14 protein-coding genes and 1 pseudogene are annotated in these 16603 nt (G+C 70.7%); 6 read left to right on the top strand and 9 right to left on the bottom strand.

What is annotated here, in order from left to right:
* Positions 1 to 39: 39 nt before the first annotated feature.
* Positions 40 to 1716 carry a PucR family transcriptional regulator ligand-binding domain-containing protein gene (locus P3T34_RS26470; RefSeq protein ID WP_280668536.1) on the top strand — a complete coding sequence of 559 codons (1677 nt, stop codon included), beginning with the start codon at positions 40 to 42 and terminating at the stop codon, positions 1714 to 1716.
* 13 nt (positions 1717 to 1729) lie between these two features.
* Here the strand turns inward: P3T34_RS26470 and P3T34_RS26465 are convergent, their stop codons facing one another.
* Both P3T34_RS26465 and P3T34_RS26460 read right to left on the bottom strand, forming a co-directional pair.
* Positions 1730 to 3088 (bottom strand): aspartate aminotransferase family protein, encoded by a 1359-nt coding sequence (locus tag P3T34_RS26465; RefSeq protein WP_280668535.1) that lies wholly within the window; start codon positions 3086 to 3088, stop codon positions 1730 to 1732.
* A gap of 150 nt (positions 3089 to 3238) precedes the next feature.
* Positions 3239 to 4684 carry a gamma-aminobutyraldehyde dehydrogenase gene (locus P3T34_RS26460; protein ID WP_280668534.1) on the bottom strand — a complete coding sequence of 482 codons (1446 nt, stop codon included), beginning with the start codon at positions 4682 to 4684 and terminating at the stop codon, positions 3239 to 3241.
* Between the two features lie 318 nt (positions 4685 to 5002).
* On the opposite strand from P3T34_RS26460, the gene P3T34_RS26455 reads away from it, so the two are divergent.
* The 4 genes from P3T34_RS26455 (at position 5003) to P3T34_RS26440 (ending at position 9013) form a co-directional block, all read left to right on the top strand.
* The gene (locus P3T34_RS26455) at positions 5003 to 5476 is read left to right on the top strand and encodes an Lrp/AsnC family transcriptional regulator (RefSeq protein WP_280668533.1); all 474 of its coding nucleotides are present in this window, start codon (positions 5003 to 5005) and stop codon (positions 5474 to 5476) included.
* Positions 5473 to 6867 carry an aspartate aminotransferase family protein gene (locus P3T34_RS26450; RefSeq protein ID WP_280668532.1) on the top strand — a complete coding sequence of 465 codons (1395 nt, stop codon included), beginning with the start codon at positions 5473 to 5475 and terminating at the stop codon, positions 6865 to 6867. The genes P3T34_RS26455 and P3T34_RS26450 overlap by 4 nt, the downstream gene beginning before the upstream one ends.
* A 243-nt stretch (positions 6868 to 7110) precedes the next feature.
* Positions 7111 to 7836 carry an ATP-binding cassette domain-containing protein gene (locus tag P3T34_RS26445; RefSeq protein WP_280668531.1) on the top strand — a complete coding sequence of 242 codons (726 nt, stop codon included), beginning with the start codon at positions 7111 to 7113 and terminating at the stop codon, positions 7834 to 7836.
* Between the two features lie 19 nt (positions 7837 to 7855).
* Entirely contained in the window at positions 7856 to 9013 is a 1158-nt protein-coding gene (locus P3T34_RS26440) for a hypothetical protein (protein WP_280668530.1), read from the top strand.
* 19 nt (positions 9014 to 9032) lie between these two features.
* On the opposite strand, the gene rlmN is transcribed toward P3T34_RS26440, so the two are convergent.
* From rlmN to rpsB, 6 genes are all read right to left on the bottom strand, one after another.
* Complete coding sequence (gene rlmN, locus P3T34_RS26435; protein WP_280668529.1) at positions 9033 to 10133, bottom strand: 23S rRNA (adenine(2503)-C(2))-methyltransferase RlmN; 1101 nt, start codon at positions 10131 to 10133, stop codon at positions 9033 to 9035.
* An 84-nt stretch (positions 10134 to 10217) separates the two neighbouring features.
* The gene (locus P3T34_RS26430; protein ID WP_280668528.1) at positions 10218 to 11261 is read right to left on the bottom strand and encodes a phosphatidate cytidylyltransferase; all 1044 of its coding nucleotides are present in this window, start codon (positions 11259 to 11261) and stop codon (positions 10218 to 10220) included.
* Between the two features lie 152 nt (positions 11262 to 11413).
* Entirely contained in the window at positions 11414 to 11971 is a 558-nt protein-coding gene (frr, locus tag P3T34_RS26425; RefSeq protein WP_280668527.1) for a ribosome recycling factor, read from the bottom strand.
* Positions 11972 to 12041: 70 nt separating this feature from the next.
* The gene (pyrH, locus tag P3T34_RS26420) at positions 12042 to 12797 is read right to left on the bottom strand and encodes a UMP kinase (RefSeq protein WP_280668526.1); all 756 of its coding nucleotides are present in this window, start codon (positions 12795 to 12797) and stop codon (positions 12042 to 12044) included.
* A gap of 203 nt (positions 12798 to 13000) precedes the next feature.
* On the bottom strand, positions 13001 to 13840 hold the full coding sequence (gene tsf / locus P3T34_RS26415; protein ID WP_280668525.1) for a translation elongation factor Ts: 840 nt from the start codon (positions 13838 to 13840) through the stop codon (positions 13001 to 13003).
* Positions 13841 to 13969: 129 nt separating this feature from the next.
* Entirely contained in the window at positions 13970 to 14860 is an 891-nt protein-coding gene (rpsB, locus tag P3T34_RS26410; RefSeq protein ID WP_280668524.1) for a 30S ribosomal protein S2, read from the bottom strand.
* Between the two features lie 436 nt (positions 14861 to 15296).
* Here rpsB and P3T34_RS26405 point away from each other — a divergent pair.
* Positions 15297 to 15884 (top strand): annotated as a pseudogene (locus P3T34_RS26405) (M23 family metallopeptidase); the annotation flags it as partial.
* Positions 15885 to 16012: 128 nt separating this feature from the next.
* Here the strand turns inward: P3T34_RS26405 and P3T34_RS26400 are convergent.
* Positions 16013 to 16585 (bottom strand): helix-turn-helix domain-containing protein, encoded by a 573-nt coding sequence (locus tag P3T34_RS26400; protein WP_280672404.1) that lies wholly within the window; start codon positions 16583 to 16585, stop codon positions 16013 to 16015.
* Positions 16586 to 16603 lie beyond the last annotated feature (18 nt).

The raw sequence follows: 16603 nt of genomic DNA, 5'->3' as shown, positions 1-16603 counted from the left end.
CTGACACCTTGCTCCCCCCACAGCCAGGAGGCCCCCGCCGTGCTGCCCACCGTCGCCCGCGTGCTCGATCTCGACGTGATGCGGCGCGGCCTGCCGCAGGTGGTCGCCGGCGGTGACCAGCTGGAGCGCCCGGTGCGCTGGGTGCACGTCAGCGAGCTGCCCGACGTGGCCGGTGTGCTGCAGGGCGGCGAGCTGGTGCTGACCACCGGCATCGCGCTGCCCGAGGACCGGGAGGGCCTCTCGCGCTACGTCCGGGAGCTGGTGGAGGTCGGCGCCGCCGGATTGGTGGTGGAGTTCGGCCGCCGCTACTTCGACAGCCTGCCGCGCGCCCTGGTGCACGCCGCCGAGCAGCGCGGCCTGCCGGTCATCGTGCTCCGCCGCGAGCTGCGCTTCGTCGCGATCACCGAGGCCGTGCACGCGCTGGTGGTCAACGCCCAGCTGGAGCAGCTGCGCGCCTCCGAAGCCGTGCACCAGGTCTTCAACGAGCTGGCCGTCGAGGGGGCCGAGCCGAGCGAGGTGCTGCGGCAGATCGCCCGGATGGCCGGGGCGCCGGTCGTCCTGGAGAACCTCAGCCACCAGGTGCTGGCGCACGACTCCGCCGGGTGCCCCGAGACCGAGCTGCTGGAGGACTGGGAGCGCCGCTCGCGCGGGGTGCGTCCGGCCGGACGCACCGGGTACGACCCGCGCAGCGGCTGGCTGGTGACCACCGTGGGGGCGCGCGGCCAGGACTGGGGGCGCCTGGTGCTGGTCAACGAGCCGGGCGGGCCGGCGGACGGCGTGCAGGAGCGGCCGTTCGCGATGCTGCTGGAGCGCGGCGCGGCCACCCTCGCGCTGAACCGGCTGCTGGTCCGCGACCGGGAGAGCCTGGAGCGCCAGACCCACCGCACGCTGCTCTCCGGCATCCTGACGCACGCCCTGACCGTCTCCGAGGTCGCCCTGCGGGCCCAGGCACTCGGGGTGCCGCTGGAGAGCCGCCGACTGGTCGGCGTGGTGCTGCGCCAGCGCGGCAGCCTGATCCCGGCCGCGCTCGAGGCGCAGGCCCGGCTGCGCGACTTCACCGAGCTGGCCGCCACCGCCGCGCGCTCCTGCCGGCTGGCGGCACTGGTCGGCGCGCTGGACGACGACGGGGTCGGCCTGCTGATCGCGCTCGGCTCGCAGCAGGACGAGCACACGGCGCTGGAGGCCTTCGCCGCGGCGCTGCGCAAACTGGTGGCGGACAGCGGCAAGGACGGCGTGCAGCGGGAGATCGCGGAGCCGGTGGTGGCGGTGGGCTCCTCGGTGGGCTCGGTGCGCGACGCCCGGCGCACCCTGATGGAGGCCACCCAGGTCGCGGACGCCGCGCTGCACGACGCGCCGGGCGCCCGGGCCGCCTCGTACTACCGGCTGCCGGACGTCCGACTGCGCGGCCTGCTGCACCTGTTGCGCGAGGACGCCCGCCTGCAGACGTACGTGGAGCGCGAGTTGGGGCCGCTGCTGGCGCATGACGCCGAGCACGGCTCGCAGTTGGTGCCGCTGCTGCGGGTCTATCTGGAGCAGGGCCGCAATAAGTCGGCCGCGGCAGACGCGGCGCATCTGTCGCGGCCGTCCTTCTACGATCGGCTGCACAAGGTGGAGCGGATCCTGGCCGTGGACCTGGACCAGGTGGAGTCCTGCCTGTCACTGCACGTGGCCCTGCTGGGGTTGGACGCCGTCCGCCGCCAGCAGGGCCCGCAGTAAGAGGGGCAGCTGATCAGACCGTGTACTTGTCGGCCACCGTGAGCGCCTCGTCCAGCACGGCGAGGCCGGTCTTGGCCTCCTCCTCGCTGACGGTGCACGGCGGCACCACGTGGAAGCGATTCATGTTGGTGAACGGCCAGAGCCCGCGCTGCTTGCAGGCCGCCGCCAGCTCGGCCATCGGCCCGTTGGCCGCGCCCGCCGCGTTGTAGCCGACCAGCGGCTCGCGGGTGCTGCGGTCCTTGACCAGGTCCAGCGCCCAGAAGACGCCGAGCCCGCGCACCTCGCCGATCGACGGGTGCCGCTCGGCCAGCTCGCGCAGGCCGGGGCCGAGCACCTGCTCGCCGATCCGCTTGGCGTTCTCCACGATGCCCTCCTCGGCCATCGCGTTGATGGTGGCGACGGCGGAGGCGCAGGCCAGCGGGTGGCCGGAGTAGGTGAGCCCGCCGGGGAAGGGGCGCTCGGCGAAGGTCGCGGCGATCTCGGCGCTGATCGCCACGCCGCCCAGCGGCACATAGCCGGAGTTGACGCCCTTGGCGAAGGTCAGCAGGTCGGGGACGACACCCCAGTGGTCGGCGGCGAACCACTCGCCGGTGCGGCCGAAGCCGGACATCACCTCGTCCAGGATGAAGACGATCCCGTACCGGTCGCAGATCTCGCGGACCCCGGCCAGGTAGCCGGCCGGCGGGATGAGGATGCCGGCGGTGCCGACCACGCTCTCCAGGATGATCGCCGCGACGGTCTGCGGACCCTCGAAGGCGATCACCTCCTCCAGGTGCGCCAGCGCGCGCTCGCACTCCTGGACCTCGTTCTCGGCGTGGAAGTGCGAGCGGTAGGCGTACGGGCCCCAGAAGTGCACGACGCCGGAGATGCCGGTCTCGCTCGGCCAGCGGCGCGGGTCGCCGGTCAGGGCGATCGCGTTGCCGGTGGCGCCATGGTACGAGCGGTAGGTGGACATCACCTTCTGCCGGCCGGTGTGCAGCCGGGCCATCCGGACGGCGTTCTCGACCGCCTCCGCGCCGCCGTTGGTGAAGAAGATCTTGTCGAGGTCTCCGGGGGTGCGCTCGGCGATCAGCCGGGCGGCCTCGCTGCGCGGCTCGACGGCGAAGCCGGGGGCCAGCGTGCAGAGCTTGGCGGCCTGCTCCTGGATCGCGGCGACGACCTTGGGGTGCTGGTGGCCGATGTTGGTGTTCACCAGCTGGGAGGAGAAGTCGAGGAAGCGGTTGCCCTCGTAGTCCCAGAAGTAGGAGCCCTCGGCACCGGCCACCGCGAGGGGGTCGATCAGGGCCTGTGCGGACCACGAGTGGAAGACGTGCGCGCGGTCGGCGGCCTTGACGGCCAGCCCGGCGGCGGGATCGGCAGTGGGGATGCTCATGCCGCAAGGGTAGGTAAGGGCGGGCGCGACGTGCAGCGGCATCTTGTCAGGCGGTCACCCCAAAGGCGGACAGGGTGACAAGCGGGCAGGCCCGGGAGTGGACTCCCGGGCCTGCTGCGGTAGTTCAGTACGACGAGCGGATCATGGCGATCAGAGGGCCGTCATCACGTGCTTGATCCGGGTGTAGTCCTCGAAGCCGTACGAGGAGAGGTCCTTGCCGTAGCCGGACTTCTTGAAGCCGCCGTGCGGCATCTCGGCGACCAGCGGGATGTGCGTGTTGATCCAGACACAGCCGAAGTCCAGCACCCGGGACATCCGCATGGCGCGGGCGTGGTCCTTGGTCCAGACCGAGGAGGCCAGCGCGAACTCCACCCCGTTGGCGTAGGACACGGCCTGCGCCTCGTCGGTGAACTTCTGCACGGTGATCACCGGGCCGAAGACCTCGTTCTGGATGATCTCGTCGTCCTGGTTGAGGCCGGAGACCACGGTGGGGGCGTAGAAGTAGCCGATCTCGCCGACCTGGTGACCACCCGCCTCGACCTTGGCGTGCGCGGGCAGCCGGTCGATGAAGCCGGCCACCTGCTGCAGCTGGTTGGCGTTGTTCAGCGGACCGTAGAGCACGTCCTCGTCGTCCACCCCGCCGGTCTTGGTCTCGGCGGCGGCCTTGGCCAGCGCCGTCACGAAGGCGTCGTGGATGGACTCGTGCACCAGCACCCGGGTGGCGGCGGTGCAGTCCTGGCCGGCGTTGAAGAAGCCGGCCACCGAGATGCCCTCGACGGCCTCGGCGATGTCGGCGTCCTCGAACACCACAACCGGGGCCTTGCCGCCCAGCTCGAGGTGGACCCGCTTGACGTCCTTGGCGGCGCTGCCGGCCACCTGGATGCCGGCCCGGACCGAACCGGTGATGGAGGCCATCGCCGGAGTCCGGTGCTCGACCATCAGTCGCCCGGTCTCGCGGTCACCGCAGATCACGTTGAAGACGCCGGCCGGCAGCTCCAGCTCGGCCAGGATGCCGCCGACGATCTCGGCCAGCAGCACGGTGGAGGCCGGGGTGGTGTCGGAGGGCTTGAGGACGACGGCGTTGCCCGCGGCGATCGCCGGGGCGAACTTCCACACCGCCATCATCATCGGGTAGTTCCACGGCGCGACCTGGGCGCAGACGCCGACCGGCTCGCGGCGGACGAACGAGGTCATCCCGTCCATGTACTCGCCCCCGGACTTGCCCTCCAGCAGACGGGCGGCGCCGGCGAAGAAGCGGATCTGGTCGGCCATCGGGCCGATCTCCTCGGACTTCGTCAGACCGCGCGGCTTGCCGGTGTTGCGACACTCGGCGTCCACCAGCTCGTCGGCACGTGCCTCGACCGCGTCGGCGATCTTCAGCAGCAGCTTCTGCCGGGTGGACGGCGTGGAGTCGCGCCAGGTCTGGAAGGCGGCGGCGGCCGAAGCCATCGCGGCGTCGACGTCGGCCGCGCCCGACAGCGGGGAGGTCGCGTACGCCTGGCCGGTGGTCGGGTCGACCACCTCCAGGGTGCGGCCGTCCGCCGCGTCGACGAACTCGCCGTTGATGTAGTTGCGCAGCGTACGAAGGTCGCTCACGACTCTCTCCTCGGGTTGCGGATGGCGCAGTGGCGCTGTCCGGCGGGGCGGCTCTGCCTGTGGGGCCCGGGCGGTGACCCGGTGCGGCGCTCGGCCGAACGCCGAGTGGCCGCCTCCGGTGGGACACGGTCCACTGGTGGGGAGCGTACGCCCAGCGGGCGGGCGCGCGGGTGACCTGGCCAGGGTAACCGCATTCTTGCTGGAATCAGCATGCCCGTGCCTGGAAGACGATGAAATCCGCACCGATTTTTGATCCGTGCAACGAAATCAGTACTCGCCCCACTTGCGAACACACCAGCGATCGGGCACAGTGGCGGCGTGGCCAACCGCGACCGGAACAGCAGCGTTCCCCTCGACTCCGTCTCCAAGGCGATCATCGAGCAGCTGCAGGAGGACGGCCGCCGCGCGTACGCGACCATCGGCAAGGCCGTCGGCCTCTCGGAGGCCGCCGTCCGCCAGCGCGTCCAGAAGCTGCTCGACCAGGGCGTGATGCAGATCGTCGCCGTCACGGACCCGCTGACCGTCGGGTTCACCCGGCAGGCCATGGTCGGCATCAGCGTCGAGGGCGACATCGAGCCGGTCGCCGACGCACTGGCCGCCATGGACGAGGTCGACTACGTCGTCTGCACCGCTGGCTCGTTCGATCTGCTGGCCGAGCTGGTGTGCGAGGACGACGAGCACCTGCTTGAAATGATCAACAAGCGAATCCGTGCGCTTCCCGGCGTGCGGAGGACCGAGAGCTTCGTTTACCTGAAGCTCCGGAAACAGACCTACACCTGGGGCACCCGATGAGCGCCGACCCGGCACCGAAGGACCTTTCGAAGACCGCCTACGACCACCTGTGGATGCACTTCACCCGCATGTCGTCGTACGAGAAGTCCCCCGTACCCACGATCGTCAAGGGCGAGGGCACCTACATCTGGGACTCCAACGGCAAGAAGTACCTCGACGGCCTCGCCGGCCTGTTCGTGGTGCAGGCCGGCCACGGCCGCGAGGAGCTGGCCGAGGCCGCTTACAAGCAGGCCAAGGAGCTCGCCTTCTTCCCCGTGTGGAGCTACGCCCACCCCAAGGCCGTCGAGCTGGCCGAGCGGCTGGCGAACTACGCGCCGGGCGACCTGAACAAGGTCTTCTTCTCCACCGGTGGCGGCGAGGCCGTCGAGACCGCCTGGAAGCTCGCCAAGCAGTACTTCAAGCTGGTCGGCAAGCCCACCAAGTACAAGGTCATCTCGCGTGCGGTCGCCTACCACGGCACCCCGCAGGGCGCCCTGTCGATCACCGGTCTGCCGGGCCTGAAGGCGCCGTTCGAGCCGCTGGTGCCGGGTACCCACAAGGCCCCGAACACCAACATCTACCGCGCCCCCGCGTTCCTCCAGGGCCCCGACGGCACCGTCGACCCCGAGGCGTACGGCCGCTGGTGCGCCGACGAGATCGAGGTGGCGATCCTCAACGAGGGTGCCGACACCGTCGCCGCCGTCTTCGTCGAGCCGGTGCAGAACGCCGGTGGCTGCTTCCCGCCGCCGCCCGGCTACTTCCAGCGCCTGCGCGAGATCTGCGACCGCCACGACGTGCTGCTCGTCTCGGACGAGGTCATCTGCGCCTTCGGCCGCCTGGGCACCATGTTCGGCGCCGACAAGTTCGGCTACCAGCCCGACATGATCACCTGCGCCAAGGGCATGACCTCGGGGTACTCCCCGATCGGCGCCACGATCATCTCGGACCGCCTGGCCGAGCCGTTCTACAAGGGTGACAACACCTTCCTGCACGGCTACACCTTCGGTGGCCACCCGGTCTCCTCCGCGGTGGCGCTGGCCAACCTCGACATCTTCGAGCGCGAGGGCCTCAACCAGAAGGTCCTCGACAACGAGGCCAACTTCCTGGGCACCCTGAACAAGCTGCGCGACCTGCCGATCGTCGGCGACGTCCGCGGCAACGGGTACTTCTACGGCATCGAGCTCGTCAAGGACAAGGTCACCAAGGAGTCGTTCAACGACGACGAGGTGGAGCGCGTGCTCTACGGCTTCCTGTCGAAGGCGCTCTACGACAACGGCCTGTACTGCCGCGCCGACGACCGTGGCGACCCGGTCATCCAGCTGGCCCCGCCGCTGATCTCCGACCAGTCGACCTTCGACGAGATCGAGCAGATCCTGCGGGTCAGCCTGACCGACGCATGGAAGAAGATCTGATCATCAGTTCCTTCTGACCCACCCTCCGCCGCGGGGCGGTCCCGAACAGCCTCTTCCTCAGGGCTGCCGGGACCGCCCCGCGGTGTTTTTCCCCTTCGACCGAACCGATCTTCTGATAGTTCATCCAGGTATCACCCGACTCCACCGGGTGCGCCGCAACCTCAACGCGACCTTGTCGTTCTAATCTGACGACTGTCATTCCCTGCATCCGTGCAGGGCCCCCAGGACCGGCGGAGGAACTCCATGTCAGCGGCGCCGCCGGACAACGACGTGCTGTGGGCCCGCGGGATCGTCAAGTCCCACAACGGCACCTTGGCACTGCGCGAGGTCTCGATCGGCGTCCGGGAGGGCGAGGTGCTCGCGATCACCGGGCCGCGCGGCTCCGGGAAGAGCACGCTGCTCGGCTGCCTCTCCGCGCTGCTCCCGGTGGACAAGGGCGAGGTCTGGTTCAACAGCTCCCCGGTGCACACCCTCAGCCGGGCCGGCCGGGAGAAGCTGCGTCGCGACCGCTTCGGCTTCGTCGGCTCCGAGCCCCAGCTGGTGCCGGAGTTGACGGGCCGGGAGAACGTCGCGCTGCCGCTGCTGCTGGCCGGGGCCGGCCACAAGGCCGCGTACGGCGCCGCGGACGACTGGCTGGAGCGCCTGGACGTCACCGACTGCGCGCGCCGCCGCCCCGCCGAGCTGCTGCAGAGCGAGCGGCAGCGGATCGCGGTCGCCCGGGCGCTCGCCCCGCTCCCCCGGGTGGTCTTCGCCGACGACCCGACCGCCCCGCTGCACCGCGAGGCGCAGGACCAGGTGCTGCGGATACTGACCAGCGCGGCGCGCTCCCACCAACTCACCCTGGTGCTGGCCACCCACGACCCGGAGCTCGCGCGCTACGCGGACCGGTCGGTGGCACTGGTCGACGGCCGCACCCCGGTCCCCGCCGCCCCGGTCCGCCGCGGGACGCCCGTTCCGGCAGCGTACTGAAGGGCTGAGGGAGACTCAGGTGTTCTATCTCCGCCTGGTCCGGGGGTACCGGGTCATCGACCTGGGCCGCTGGCTGCTCACCGCCACCGCCGCCGCGGTGGTCGCCGGCTTCCTGCTGCGGGCGCTCGGCCGAGCGCTGGACGATCCGCCGGGCGGCGGATCGGCGGGGCGGCTCCTCTGGTGCCTGCCGCCGCTGGTGGCGGTCGGCTGGTTCGCGGCCGTCGCTGCTCGCGCGCTGCCCGCCCAGCGGCCCGAACGGATGGCCGGCCTGACCGCCGCCGGGGCTGGACCGCGGCGGATCCGGCTGCTGATCGCCGGAGAGATCGTGCTGGCCTGCACGGCGGGCAGTGTCGCCTCGCTGCTGATCTTCCTGGTGCTGCGCAACAACATCGCCGGTGCCACGCTGGCGCCCGAGCTGGGCATGGGCGTTCCGCTCCCGCTCGCCGCGCCGGTCGCCCTGCTCACCGTGCTGCCGCTGGTCGGCGGCCTCGCCGCGGCGGCCGCCGTGCCCGTCCGGGAGGGGCTGGTCGGCAGGGAGGCAGCTGCCGCGACCCGTCGCTTCCACCCGGTCCGGACCGCGCTGGCCGGCCTGCTGGCGCTCGGCGGCACCCTGATCGAGCTGTACGGGCTGCGCCCGGCGGCTCCGGTGGACCCGCACCCGTTGAACCTGCCGGCCGATCTCGGTCACACCAGCGTGAACCTGCTGATCGGCTGGGGGCTCGCCGCGCTGGGGCTCGCGCTGCTGACCGGGCCGCTGCTGGCACTGGCCGGCCGGCTGCTGGCACTCGGACGGCCCAACCCCCGGCGGCTGCTGGCCGGCCGGGGGCTGACCAGCCTGGCGGGCGGGCTCGGCGCGCCGCCGGCCGTGCTGGCGCTGACCACCGCGGTGGTGCTGACCGCGTTCCGGCAGTGGGTGACACCGGGGACCGGGGGCGACGAGCCGCTGCCGGTGGCCGAGGCGCTGCTGATCACCGGCTGCGCGGCCGCGGCCGCGATCGCCCGGCTGACCGAGCTGCGCGCGGGCCGGCGGCCCGTCACGGCCACCCTGCTGCAGCTGGGTGCCTCGCCCCACCTGCTGTTCGGTGCCGCCGCCCTGCGCTGGCTGGCCGGCGGCACCGTCCTGCTGCTGACCGGCGGGCTGACCGCCGCGCTGGCCGCCGGAATCCTGCGCGGCTAGCTCATCTCGCCAGAGCCGGCTAGCCCGCTGCCGCGAGCTGGCCGCAGGCGCCGTCGATCTCCTGGCCGCGGGTGTCGCGGACGGTGGTCGGCACGCCGTGCGCGACCAGCCGCCGGACGAACTCGCGCTCATCCTCGGGGCGGGAGGCGGTCCACTTGGAGCCCGGGGTGGGGTTGAGCGGGATCAGGTTGACGTGCACCCGGTGGTTCTTGATCAACCGGCCGAGCAGGTCGGCGCGCCAGGCCTGGTCGTTGATGTCCTTGATCAGGGCGTACTCGATGGAGATCCGGCGCCCGGACTTCTCCGCGTAGTTCCACGCGGCGTCCAGCACCTCGGCGACCTTCCAGCGAGTGTTCACCGGGACCAGCTCGTCGCGCAGCTCGTCGTCCGGCGCGTGCAGCGAGAGCGCCAGACGCACGCTCAGCTCCTCGTCCGCCAGGCGGTTCATCGCCGGCACCAGGCCGACGGTGGAGACCGTGATGCCGCGCTGGGACATGCCGAAGCCGTCCGGTGCGGGGTCGGTCAGCCGGCGGATCGCGGCCAGCACCCGGTTGAAGTTGGCCAGCGGCTCGCCCATGCCCATGAAGACCACGTTGCTCAGCCGGGCCTCGCCGCCCGGGATCTCGCCGGACTTGAGCGCCCGGATGCCCGCGGCGATCTGCTCGACGATCTCGGCGGTGGACAGGTTGCGGGTCAGGCCCGCCTGTCCGGTGGCGCAGAACGGGCAGTTCATCCCGCAGCCGGCCTGCGAGCTGATACACATCGTCACCCGGTCGGGGTAGCGCATCAGCACGGACTCGACGAGCGTGCCGTCGAAGAGCTTCCACAGCGTCTTGCGGGTGGTGTCGTCGTCGCACGAGACGTGCCGGACCACCGACATCAGCTCGGGCAGCAGCTCCTTGGTCAGCTTCTCGCGGCTCGCGGCCGGGATGTCCGTCCAGGTGGCCGGGTCGTTGCAGATCCGGCCGAAGTAGTGGTTGGACAGCTGCTTGGCGCGGAACGGCTGCTCGCCCAGCTCGGCGACCGCCTCCTTGCGCTGTGCGGGGCTGAGGTCGGCAAGGTGTCGCGGGGGCTTGGCGCCGCGCGGCGCGACGAAGGTGAGTTCTCCGGGTGCAGGCATGGTTGTTCCAGTGTCGCAGATGGCGAAAGCCCCGGACGTCGGTCGCCCGGGGCTCTCGTGGGAGGGGGTTGTCGGCCGCCGTGCTCAGCTGCCGACGAAGGCCGCCAGCAGCAGCCAGACCACCGGAGCGGTCGGCAGCAGCGAGTCGAGGCGGTCCATGATGCCGCCGTGGCCGGGCAGCAGCGTCCCCATGTCCTTGATGCCGAGGTCGCGCTTGATCATGGACTCGGCGAGGTCGCCGAGGGTCGCCACCACCGCCGCGCAGCCGCCCAGGATCAGGCCCTGCCACCAGTGGCCGTCGTCGATGACGTACTGCATCAGCAGCGCTCCGGCCAGCATCGACAGACCGATACCGCCCGCCAGGCCCTCGCGGGTCTTGCCGGGGCTGATCGTCGGGGCCAGCTTGTTGCGCCCGAACTTGTAACCGACCGCGTACGCGCCGGTGTCGCTGCAGACGGTGACCACCAGGAAGAGCACGATCCGCTGCGGCCCGTCGTGGGCCGCCAGCATCAGGGCCACGAAGGTGGCCAGGAACGGCACGTAGAAGGCGGTGAAGACGGCTGCCGTTATGTCGCGCAGGTAGTTCTCCGGCGGCTTGCTCATCCGCCAGATCATCACCGCCAGCGCGGTCAGCGCGAGCGAGACGGCGGCGCCCTGCGGACCGATCCAGTAGCCCGTGGTCAGCATGGCCGCGCCACCGGCCAGCAGCGGCAGCAGCGGCACCTCGACCTGCTTGCGCTCGGCGAGCCGGCTGGTGAGCTCCCAGATCCCGACCGAGACCGCCGCCAGGACCACGAAGAGGAAGAGCACCTTCACCACGAAGAGCGAGACGACGATCACCGCTCCGAGGCCGACCCCGACTCCTATCGCGGCCTGCAGGTTGCGGCCGCCGCGCTGCTTGCGGGGCTGCTGCGGATCGGGCTGGGCCACAGGTGTCTCCTGCCCTGGGTGGGACGGCACGCCGGCCGGCTGGTGGTGTCCGGCACTTTGGCCGCTGTCGGCGGCCACCGGTTGGATCTGCGGTGAACTGTCCGGCCCGGGAATCGGGCCGGACAGCGGGAAGGGTTCGGCTGCCTCGCCGACCGCCGACGGGGGCGGCTCTGCTGAGGAGTCCTGGGCGCGAGACATGAAGGGAGTCTGTGTCGGCCGGGGCTCCTGGTACACCGCGGAGGGCTGCGCGTGACCCGTTCGGTTCTCGGCCTGCTGCCGGAGCTGGTCCGGAGCGGCCGGGGTCTGCTGAGGTCGGCCCCGACTGCCAGGGGCGTTCGGGGCGTCGTTCATCAGACTTCGAGCAGCTCGGCTTCCTTGTGCGTCAGCAGCACGTCGATCTGCGCGACATAGCGCGCGGTGACGTCGTCGAGCTCCTTCTCGGCGCGGCGCACCTCGTCCTCGCCGCTCTCCTTGTCCTTGACCAGCTTGTCGAGGGTCTCCTTGGCCTTGCGGCGGATCGCCCGGATGGAGATCTTGGCGTCCTCGCCCTTGGTGCGGGCGACCTTGATGTACTCCTTGCGGCGTTCCTCGGTCAGCTGCGGGAACGACACCCGGATGATGTTGCCGTCGTTGGACGGGTTGACGCCCAGGTCGGAGTCGCGGATCGCCTGCTCGACGTTGCGCAGCGCGCTCTTGTCGAACGGCGTGATGACCGCCATCCGGGGCTCCGGCACCGAGAACGAGGCGAGCTGGTTGATCGGGGTCAGGGCACCGTAGTACTCGGCCACGATCTTGTTGAACATCGCCGGGTGGGCCCGGCCGGTGCGGATGGCGGCGAAATCGTCCTTCGCGACCACGACGGTCTTCTCCATCTTCTCCTCGGCCTCGAGGAGGATCTCTTCGATCACAGTCTGCTCCCTGTCCGGTTGCCTTGTGGCGTACTGGTGCGCCTCACGAGTGGGCGCGGCTGACTACTGTTCAGGCCCGGACGGAATCCTGGCTGATGAGTGTGCCGATCTTCTCACTCTTGACCGCGCGGGCGATATTGCCCTCCGCCAGCAGCTCGAAAACCAGGATCGGCAGGCCGTTGTCCTTGCACAGGGTGATCGCGGTGAGGTCGGCGACCTTGAGATCCCGCGAGATCACCTCGGAGTACTCCAGTGCGTCGAAGCGCACGGCGTCCGGGTTGGTCTTGGGGTCGGAGTCATAGACGCCGTCGACCCCGTTCTTGCCCATCAGCAGCACCTCGGCGTGGATCTCCAGGGCGCGCTGCACGGCGGTGGTGTCGGTGGAGAAGTAGGGCATCCCCATACCGGCGCCGAAGATCACGACGCGGCCCTTCTCCAGGTGCCGGATGGCACGCAACGGAAGGTAGGGCTCGGCGACCTGACCCATCGTGATCGCGGTCTGCACGCGGGTCTCGATGCCTTCCTTCATCAGGAAGTCCTGGAGCGCCAGGCAGTTCATCACCGTACCGAGCATGCCCATGTAGTCGGAGCGGGCCCGGTCCATGCCGCGGACCTGGAGTTCGGCGCCGCGGAAGAAGTTGCCGCCGCCGATGACGATGGCGACCTCGGTACCGTTGCGGACCACGGTGGCGATCTCGCGGGCGATCTTGTGGACGACGTCGGGATCGACACCGAGGCCACCACCGCCGGCGAAGGCCTCACCCGACAGCTTGAGCAGAACGCGACGACCCGTTCCCCCCGGCGTGGTCTGCTGCGTCTCCTGCATGGACTTCTCCTTCTACCTGCTGCTTCACAGGGCCGAGTGTGCGGGGCTCAGACCTGCGCGTACACGCGAGGAGGCCACTGCCGCGGGAACCGGTACGGTGTCCTGCACGGCAATGGCCTCCTCGTCGTTCATGGTGCCGACGCGCTGGTTCACAGCGAGCGGCGGCGGTTCCTACCTTAGGCGGGAACCCCGGTGAACGTGGATCAGACGCCGACGCGGAAGCGGGCGAAGCGCTTGAGGGAGACGCCGGCCTCGTCGAGGACCTTGGCGACGCTCTTCTTGTTGTCCTTCGCGAAGGCCTGCTCCAGAACGGAGTTCTCCTTGACGAAACCCGTGACGCGACCCTCGACGATCTTCGGCAGGGCAGCCTCGGGCTTGCCCTCCTCGCGAGCGGTGGCCTCGGCGACGCGGCGCTCGTTCTCGATGTCCTCGGCCGGGATGTCCTCGCGGGAGAGGTACTTCGGCGCGAAGGCGGCGATGTGCTGGGCGACGTCCTTGGCGGTCAGGGCGTCTTCCTTGTCCAGCTCGACCAGGACGCCGACCTGCGGCGGGAGGTCGGGCGAGGTGCGGTGCAGGTAGACCGCGACGAAGTTGTCGCCGGCGAACTGCGCGAAGCGGGCCAGGACGATCTTCTCGCCGAGGTTGGCGTTGGCCTCGTCCACGTACTGCTGGACGGTCTTGCCGGCCTCGATCTCGCTGGCCAGGGCGGCCTCGAGGTCGGCCGGGGCGGCGGCGGCGATGTGCTCGGCGATCGTGTCGGCGACGGCGACGAACTTGTCGCTCTTGGCGACGAAGTCGGTCTCGCAGCGCAGCTCGACCAGCACGCCGGCCTTGTTGTCCGCGGCGATCTTGGCGACGACGGCACCGTTGGTGGCGTCGCGGCCCTCGCGCTTGGCGACGCCCTTCTGGCCCTTGATGCGGAGGAGCTCGACGGCCTTGTCGACGTCGCCCTCGGCCTCCTCGATCGCCTTCTTGCAGTCCATCATGCCGGCGCCGGTGAGCTCACGGAGCTTCTTGACGTCCGCGGCGGTGAAGTTCGCCATGGTGTGAATCTCTTCTCACGTCTCGCGTGTCTGCGGGGAGTTGCGCCGGGGCTCGTGGTTCAGCCCCGGCACGTGGAGAGAGGGGCACTCGCCGGTACGTACCGGCGAGTGCCCCTCACCCTTGGTACGTCAGGCCTGCTCGGCCTCGGCGGCCGGGGCCTCGACCTCGGCGGCAGCCTCGGCGACCGGGGCGTCGGCGGCGGGGGCCTCGACCTCGGCGGCGGCGGGGGCCTCGTCAGCGGGCTTGTCGCCGGCCAGGAGGTCCTGCTCCCAGTCGGCCAGCGGCTGGTCGGCGCCCGGCTCGGCCTTGACGTCGGCCTTGGCAACACCCGCACGGGCCTTGAGGCCCTCGGCGACGGCGTCGGCGATCACGCGGGTCAGGCGCGAGACGGAGCGGATCGCGTCGTCGTTGCCCGGGATCTTGTAGTCGACCTCGTCGGGGTCACAGTTGGTGTCGAGGATCGCGACGACCGGGATGTTGAGCTTCCGGGCCTCGCCGACAGCGATGTGCTCCTTCTTGGTGTCAACGATCCAGACAGCGCTGGGAACGCGCTGCATGTCGCGGATACCACCGAGGGTCTTCTCGAGCTTGGTGTGCTCGCGCTCCAGAACCAGGAGCTCCTTCTTGGTGAGACCGGAACCGGCCACATCCGTGAAGTCGATCTCGCCGAGCTCCTTCATCCGCTGAAGGCGCTTGTAGACGGTCTGGAAGTTGGTCAGCATGCCGCCGAGCCAGCGCTGGTTGACGTAGGGCATGCCCACGCGACCGGCCTGCTCAGCGATGGCCTCCTGGGCCTGCTTCTTGGTGCCGACGAAGAGGACGCTGCCGCCGTGGGCAACGGTCTCCTTGACGAACTCGAACGCGCGGTCGATGTAGTTCAGCGACTGCAGCAGGTCGATGATGTAGATGCCGTTGCGCTCCGTGAGGATGAAGCGCTTCATCTTCGGGTTCCAACGACGGGTCTGGTGACCGAAGTGGACGCCGCTCTCCAGCAGCTCCCGCATCGTGACGACGGCCATGGCCGTGCTCCTCGGTGTTGCGCCTGGCGCGTCGACCCGCACGCTTTCGCGCACTCATGGGCGATGACCAGGTCTGGCTCGGTTTTGTCCGTGCCGGTCAGGTGACCGTCACGCCTGACGCCCCGAACGTGCCGAGCCGCTTGGCCTGGGCGGCGGAGCCGCGACAGGCTCGGGCGGACCGAGCGGCACTCGCATCGGGCGGGGGTGGCGAGCAGGGCCTGGGAGGGCGCTGGTTCGCGCACTGATTCGCCGGTGGCGGGGCGTGCGAAGTCGACCCGGCGGACCGGGTCGCGTGAGAAGTGTACGGGAAGCGCCGCGCGACCGGCGACTCTCTGCTGTGGCGGGTGGTGTCGGCGGTGCGCCTGTGGGTGAGGCCGGTTGTCCACAGGGCCCGGGTTGTCCACAGCTTTCAGGAGGGGTCTGGCCAGGCCGAGGGATGGGGCGGAACCTCGCGGTCATGAGGACCTCAGGTTTTTCCGAGTCCTGCGCCGGCCGGGTGCCGATGCCCCCTCCCGCGCCGGACCGACGGCGGCTGACCGCGATGCTGGCGCTGGTTCTGATCACCGCGGTGCTCGCGCTGGCACCCGGACCGTTCGGGGCGGCTACGGCTGCTGCCGCGACTGCGGCCGACCCCGACCCTGCCAGGTCGCGTCTCCCTTCCGGACCGGGGCGGGCCTGGCCCGCGGCTGGGCCGTCCGGCATCCTGCGCCGCTTCGACGCGCCACCCGCGCGCTGGGCTGCCGGGCATCGTGGCGTCGACCTCGCCATCGCGGACGGCGAGGCGGTGCGAGCGGCGGCGGCGGGCGTGATCGCCTTCTCCGGGATGGTGGGCGGCCGGGCCGTGGTGACGGTCGAGCACCCCGGTACCGGTGTTCCGCCGCTGCGCACCACCTATCTACCGGTGGCGGGCAGCGTGCCCGTCGGCACGGCGGTGTCGGCCGGCGAGATCATCGGCCGGCTCGCCCCCGGTGTGGGGCACTGCGCCTCGGGGTGTCTGCACTGGGGGCTGCTCCGCGGCGAGCGCTACCTCGACCCGTTGGCCCTGCTGGGCGCCGGCCGGGCCCGGCTGCTACCGAATCAGGCCAGAGCGAATCAGGCCACAGCTAAGCAGGCCACAGCTAAGCAGGCCAGAGCGAGTCAGGCCCGAGCGAGTCAGACCGGACCGGCACCTGCCGCCAGCCCGTGCAGGGCCAGCTCCACGGCGGCATCCGCGACGGTGCGGCGCTCGTCCTCCGTCGCGCCCTCGGACCGCTTGACCGCGGCCTCGACCACCCCTTGCAGCAGCGCGGCCGCCAGCCGGGGCTGCTCGTGGCCCAGCTCCCCCAGTGCGTTTACCACCAGCGTCACCAGCCCGGTGTGGGCGGCCCGGATCCGTTCGCGCGCGGCGTCGTCAAGCTCCAGGACCGAGATCGCGGAGATGGCTCGGTGCCGCGGGTCCCCGGCGAGCGCGAGCTGACCGCGGACATAGGCCTCGACCTGGCTGAGGGGTGTGGCGCAGGAGGCCATCCCCGCCTCGATCTCGGCCGCCCAGAGCGGGAAGTCACTCTCGCAGAGCTGCTCGACGACATCGGCCCGCGAGCGGAAGTACTCATAGACCGAGGAGCGCGCCAGCCCGGTCCGCGAGGCCAGCGCGGGGAAGGTGAGAGCTTCCATCCCGCCTTCGGTCAGCAACGAGCGCGCAGCATCAAGGAGGGCTGCTCGCTGCAGCTGACGATGCTCGGCCAGAGTGGCTGCTCGGATCTT

This window comes from Kitasatospora sp. MAP12-44, assembly GCF_029892095.1.
Classification (GTDB): Bacteria; Actinomycetota; Actinomycetes; order Streptomycetales; family Streptomycetaceae; genus Kitasatospora.
This window is presented reverse-complemented; position numbering and strand designations above follow the sequence as displayed.

Coding starts and splice junctions, on each gene's coding strand:
- rlmN (WP_280668529.1), bottom strand. CDS start 10,133: ATGCCTGCACCCGGAGAACTCACCTTCGTCGCGCCGCGCGGCGCCAAG.
- rpsB (WP_280668524.1), bottom strand. CDS start 14,860: ATGGCCGTCGTCACGATGCGGGAGCTGCTGGAGAGCGGCGTCCACTTC.
- P3T34_RS26465 (WP_280668535.1), bottom strand. CDS start 3,088: ATGAGCATCCCCACTGCCGATCCCGCCGCCGGGCTGGCCGTCAAGGCC.
- P3T34_RS26450 (WP_280668532.1), top strand. CDS start 5,473: ATGAGCGCCGACCCGGCACCGAAGGACCTTTCGAAGACCGCCTACGAC.
- tsf (WP_280668525.1), bottom strand. CDS start 13,840: ATGGCGAACTTCACCGCCGCGGACGTCAAGAAGCTCCGTGAGCTCACC.
- pyrH (WP_280668526.1), bottom strand. CDS start 12,797: ATGCAGGAGACGCAGCAGACCACGCCGGGGGGAACGGGTCGTCGCGTT.
- P3T34_RS26445 (WP_280668531.1), top strand. CDS start 7,111: ATGTCAGCGGCGCCGCCGGACAACGACGTGCTGTGGGCCCGCGGGATC.
- P3T34_RS26430 (WP_280668528.1), bottom strand. CDS start 11,261: ATGTCTCGCGCCCAGGACTCCTCAGCAGAGCCGCCCCCGTCGGCGGTC.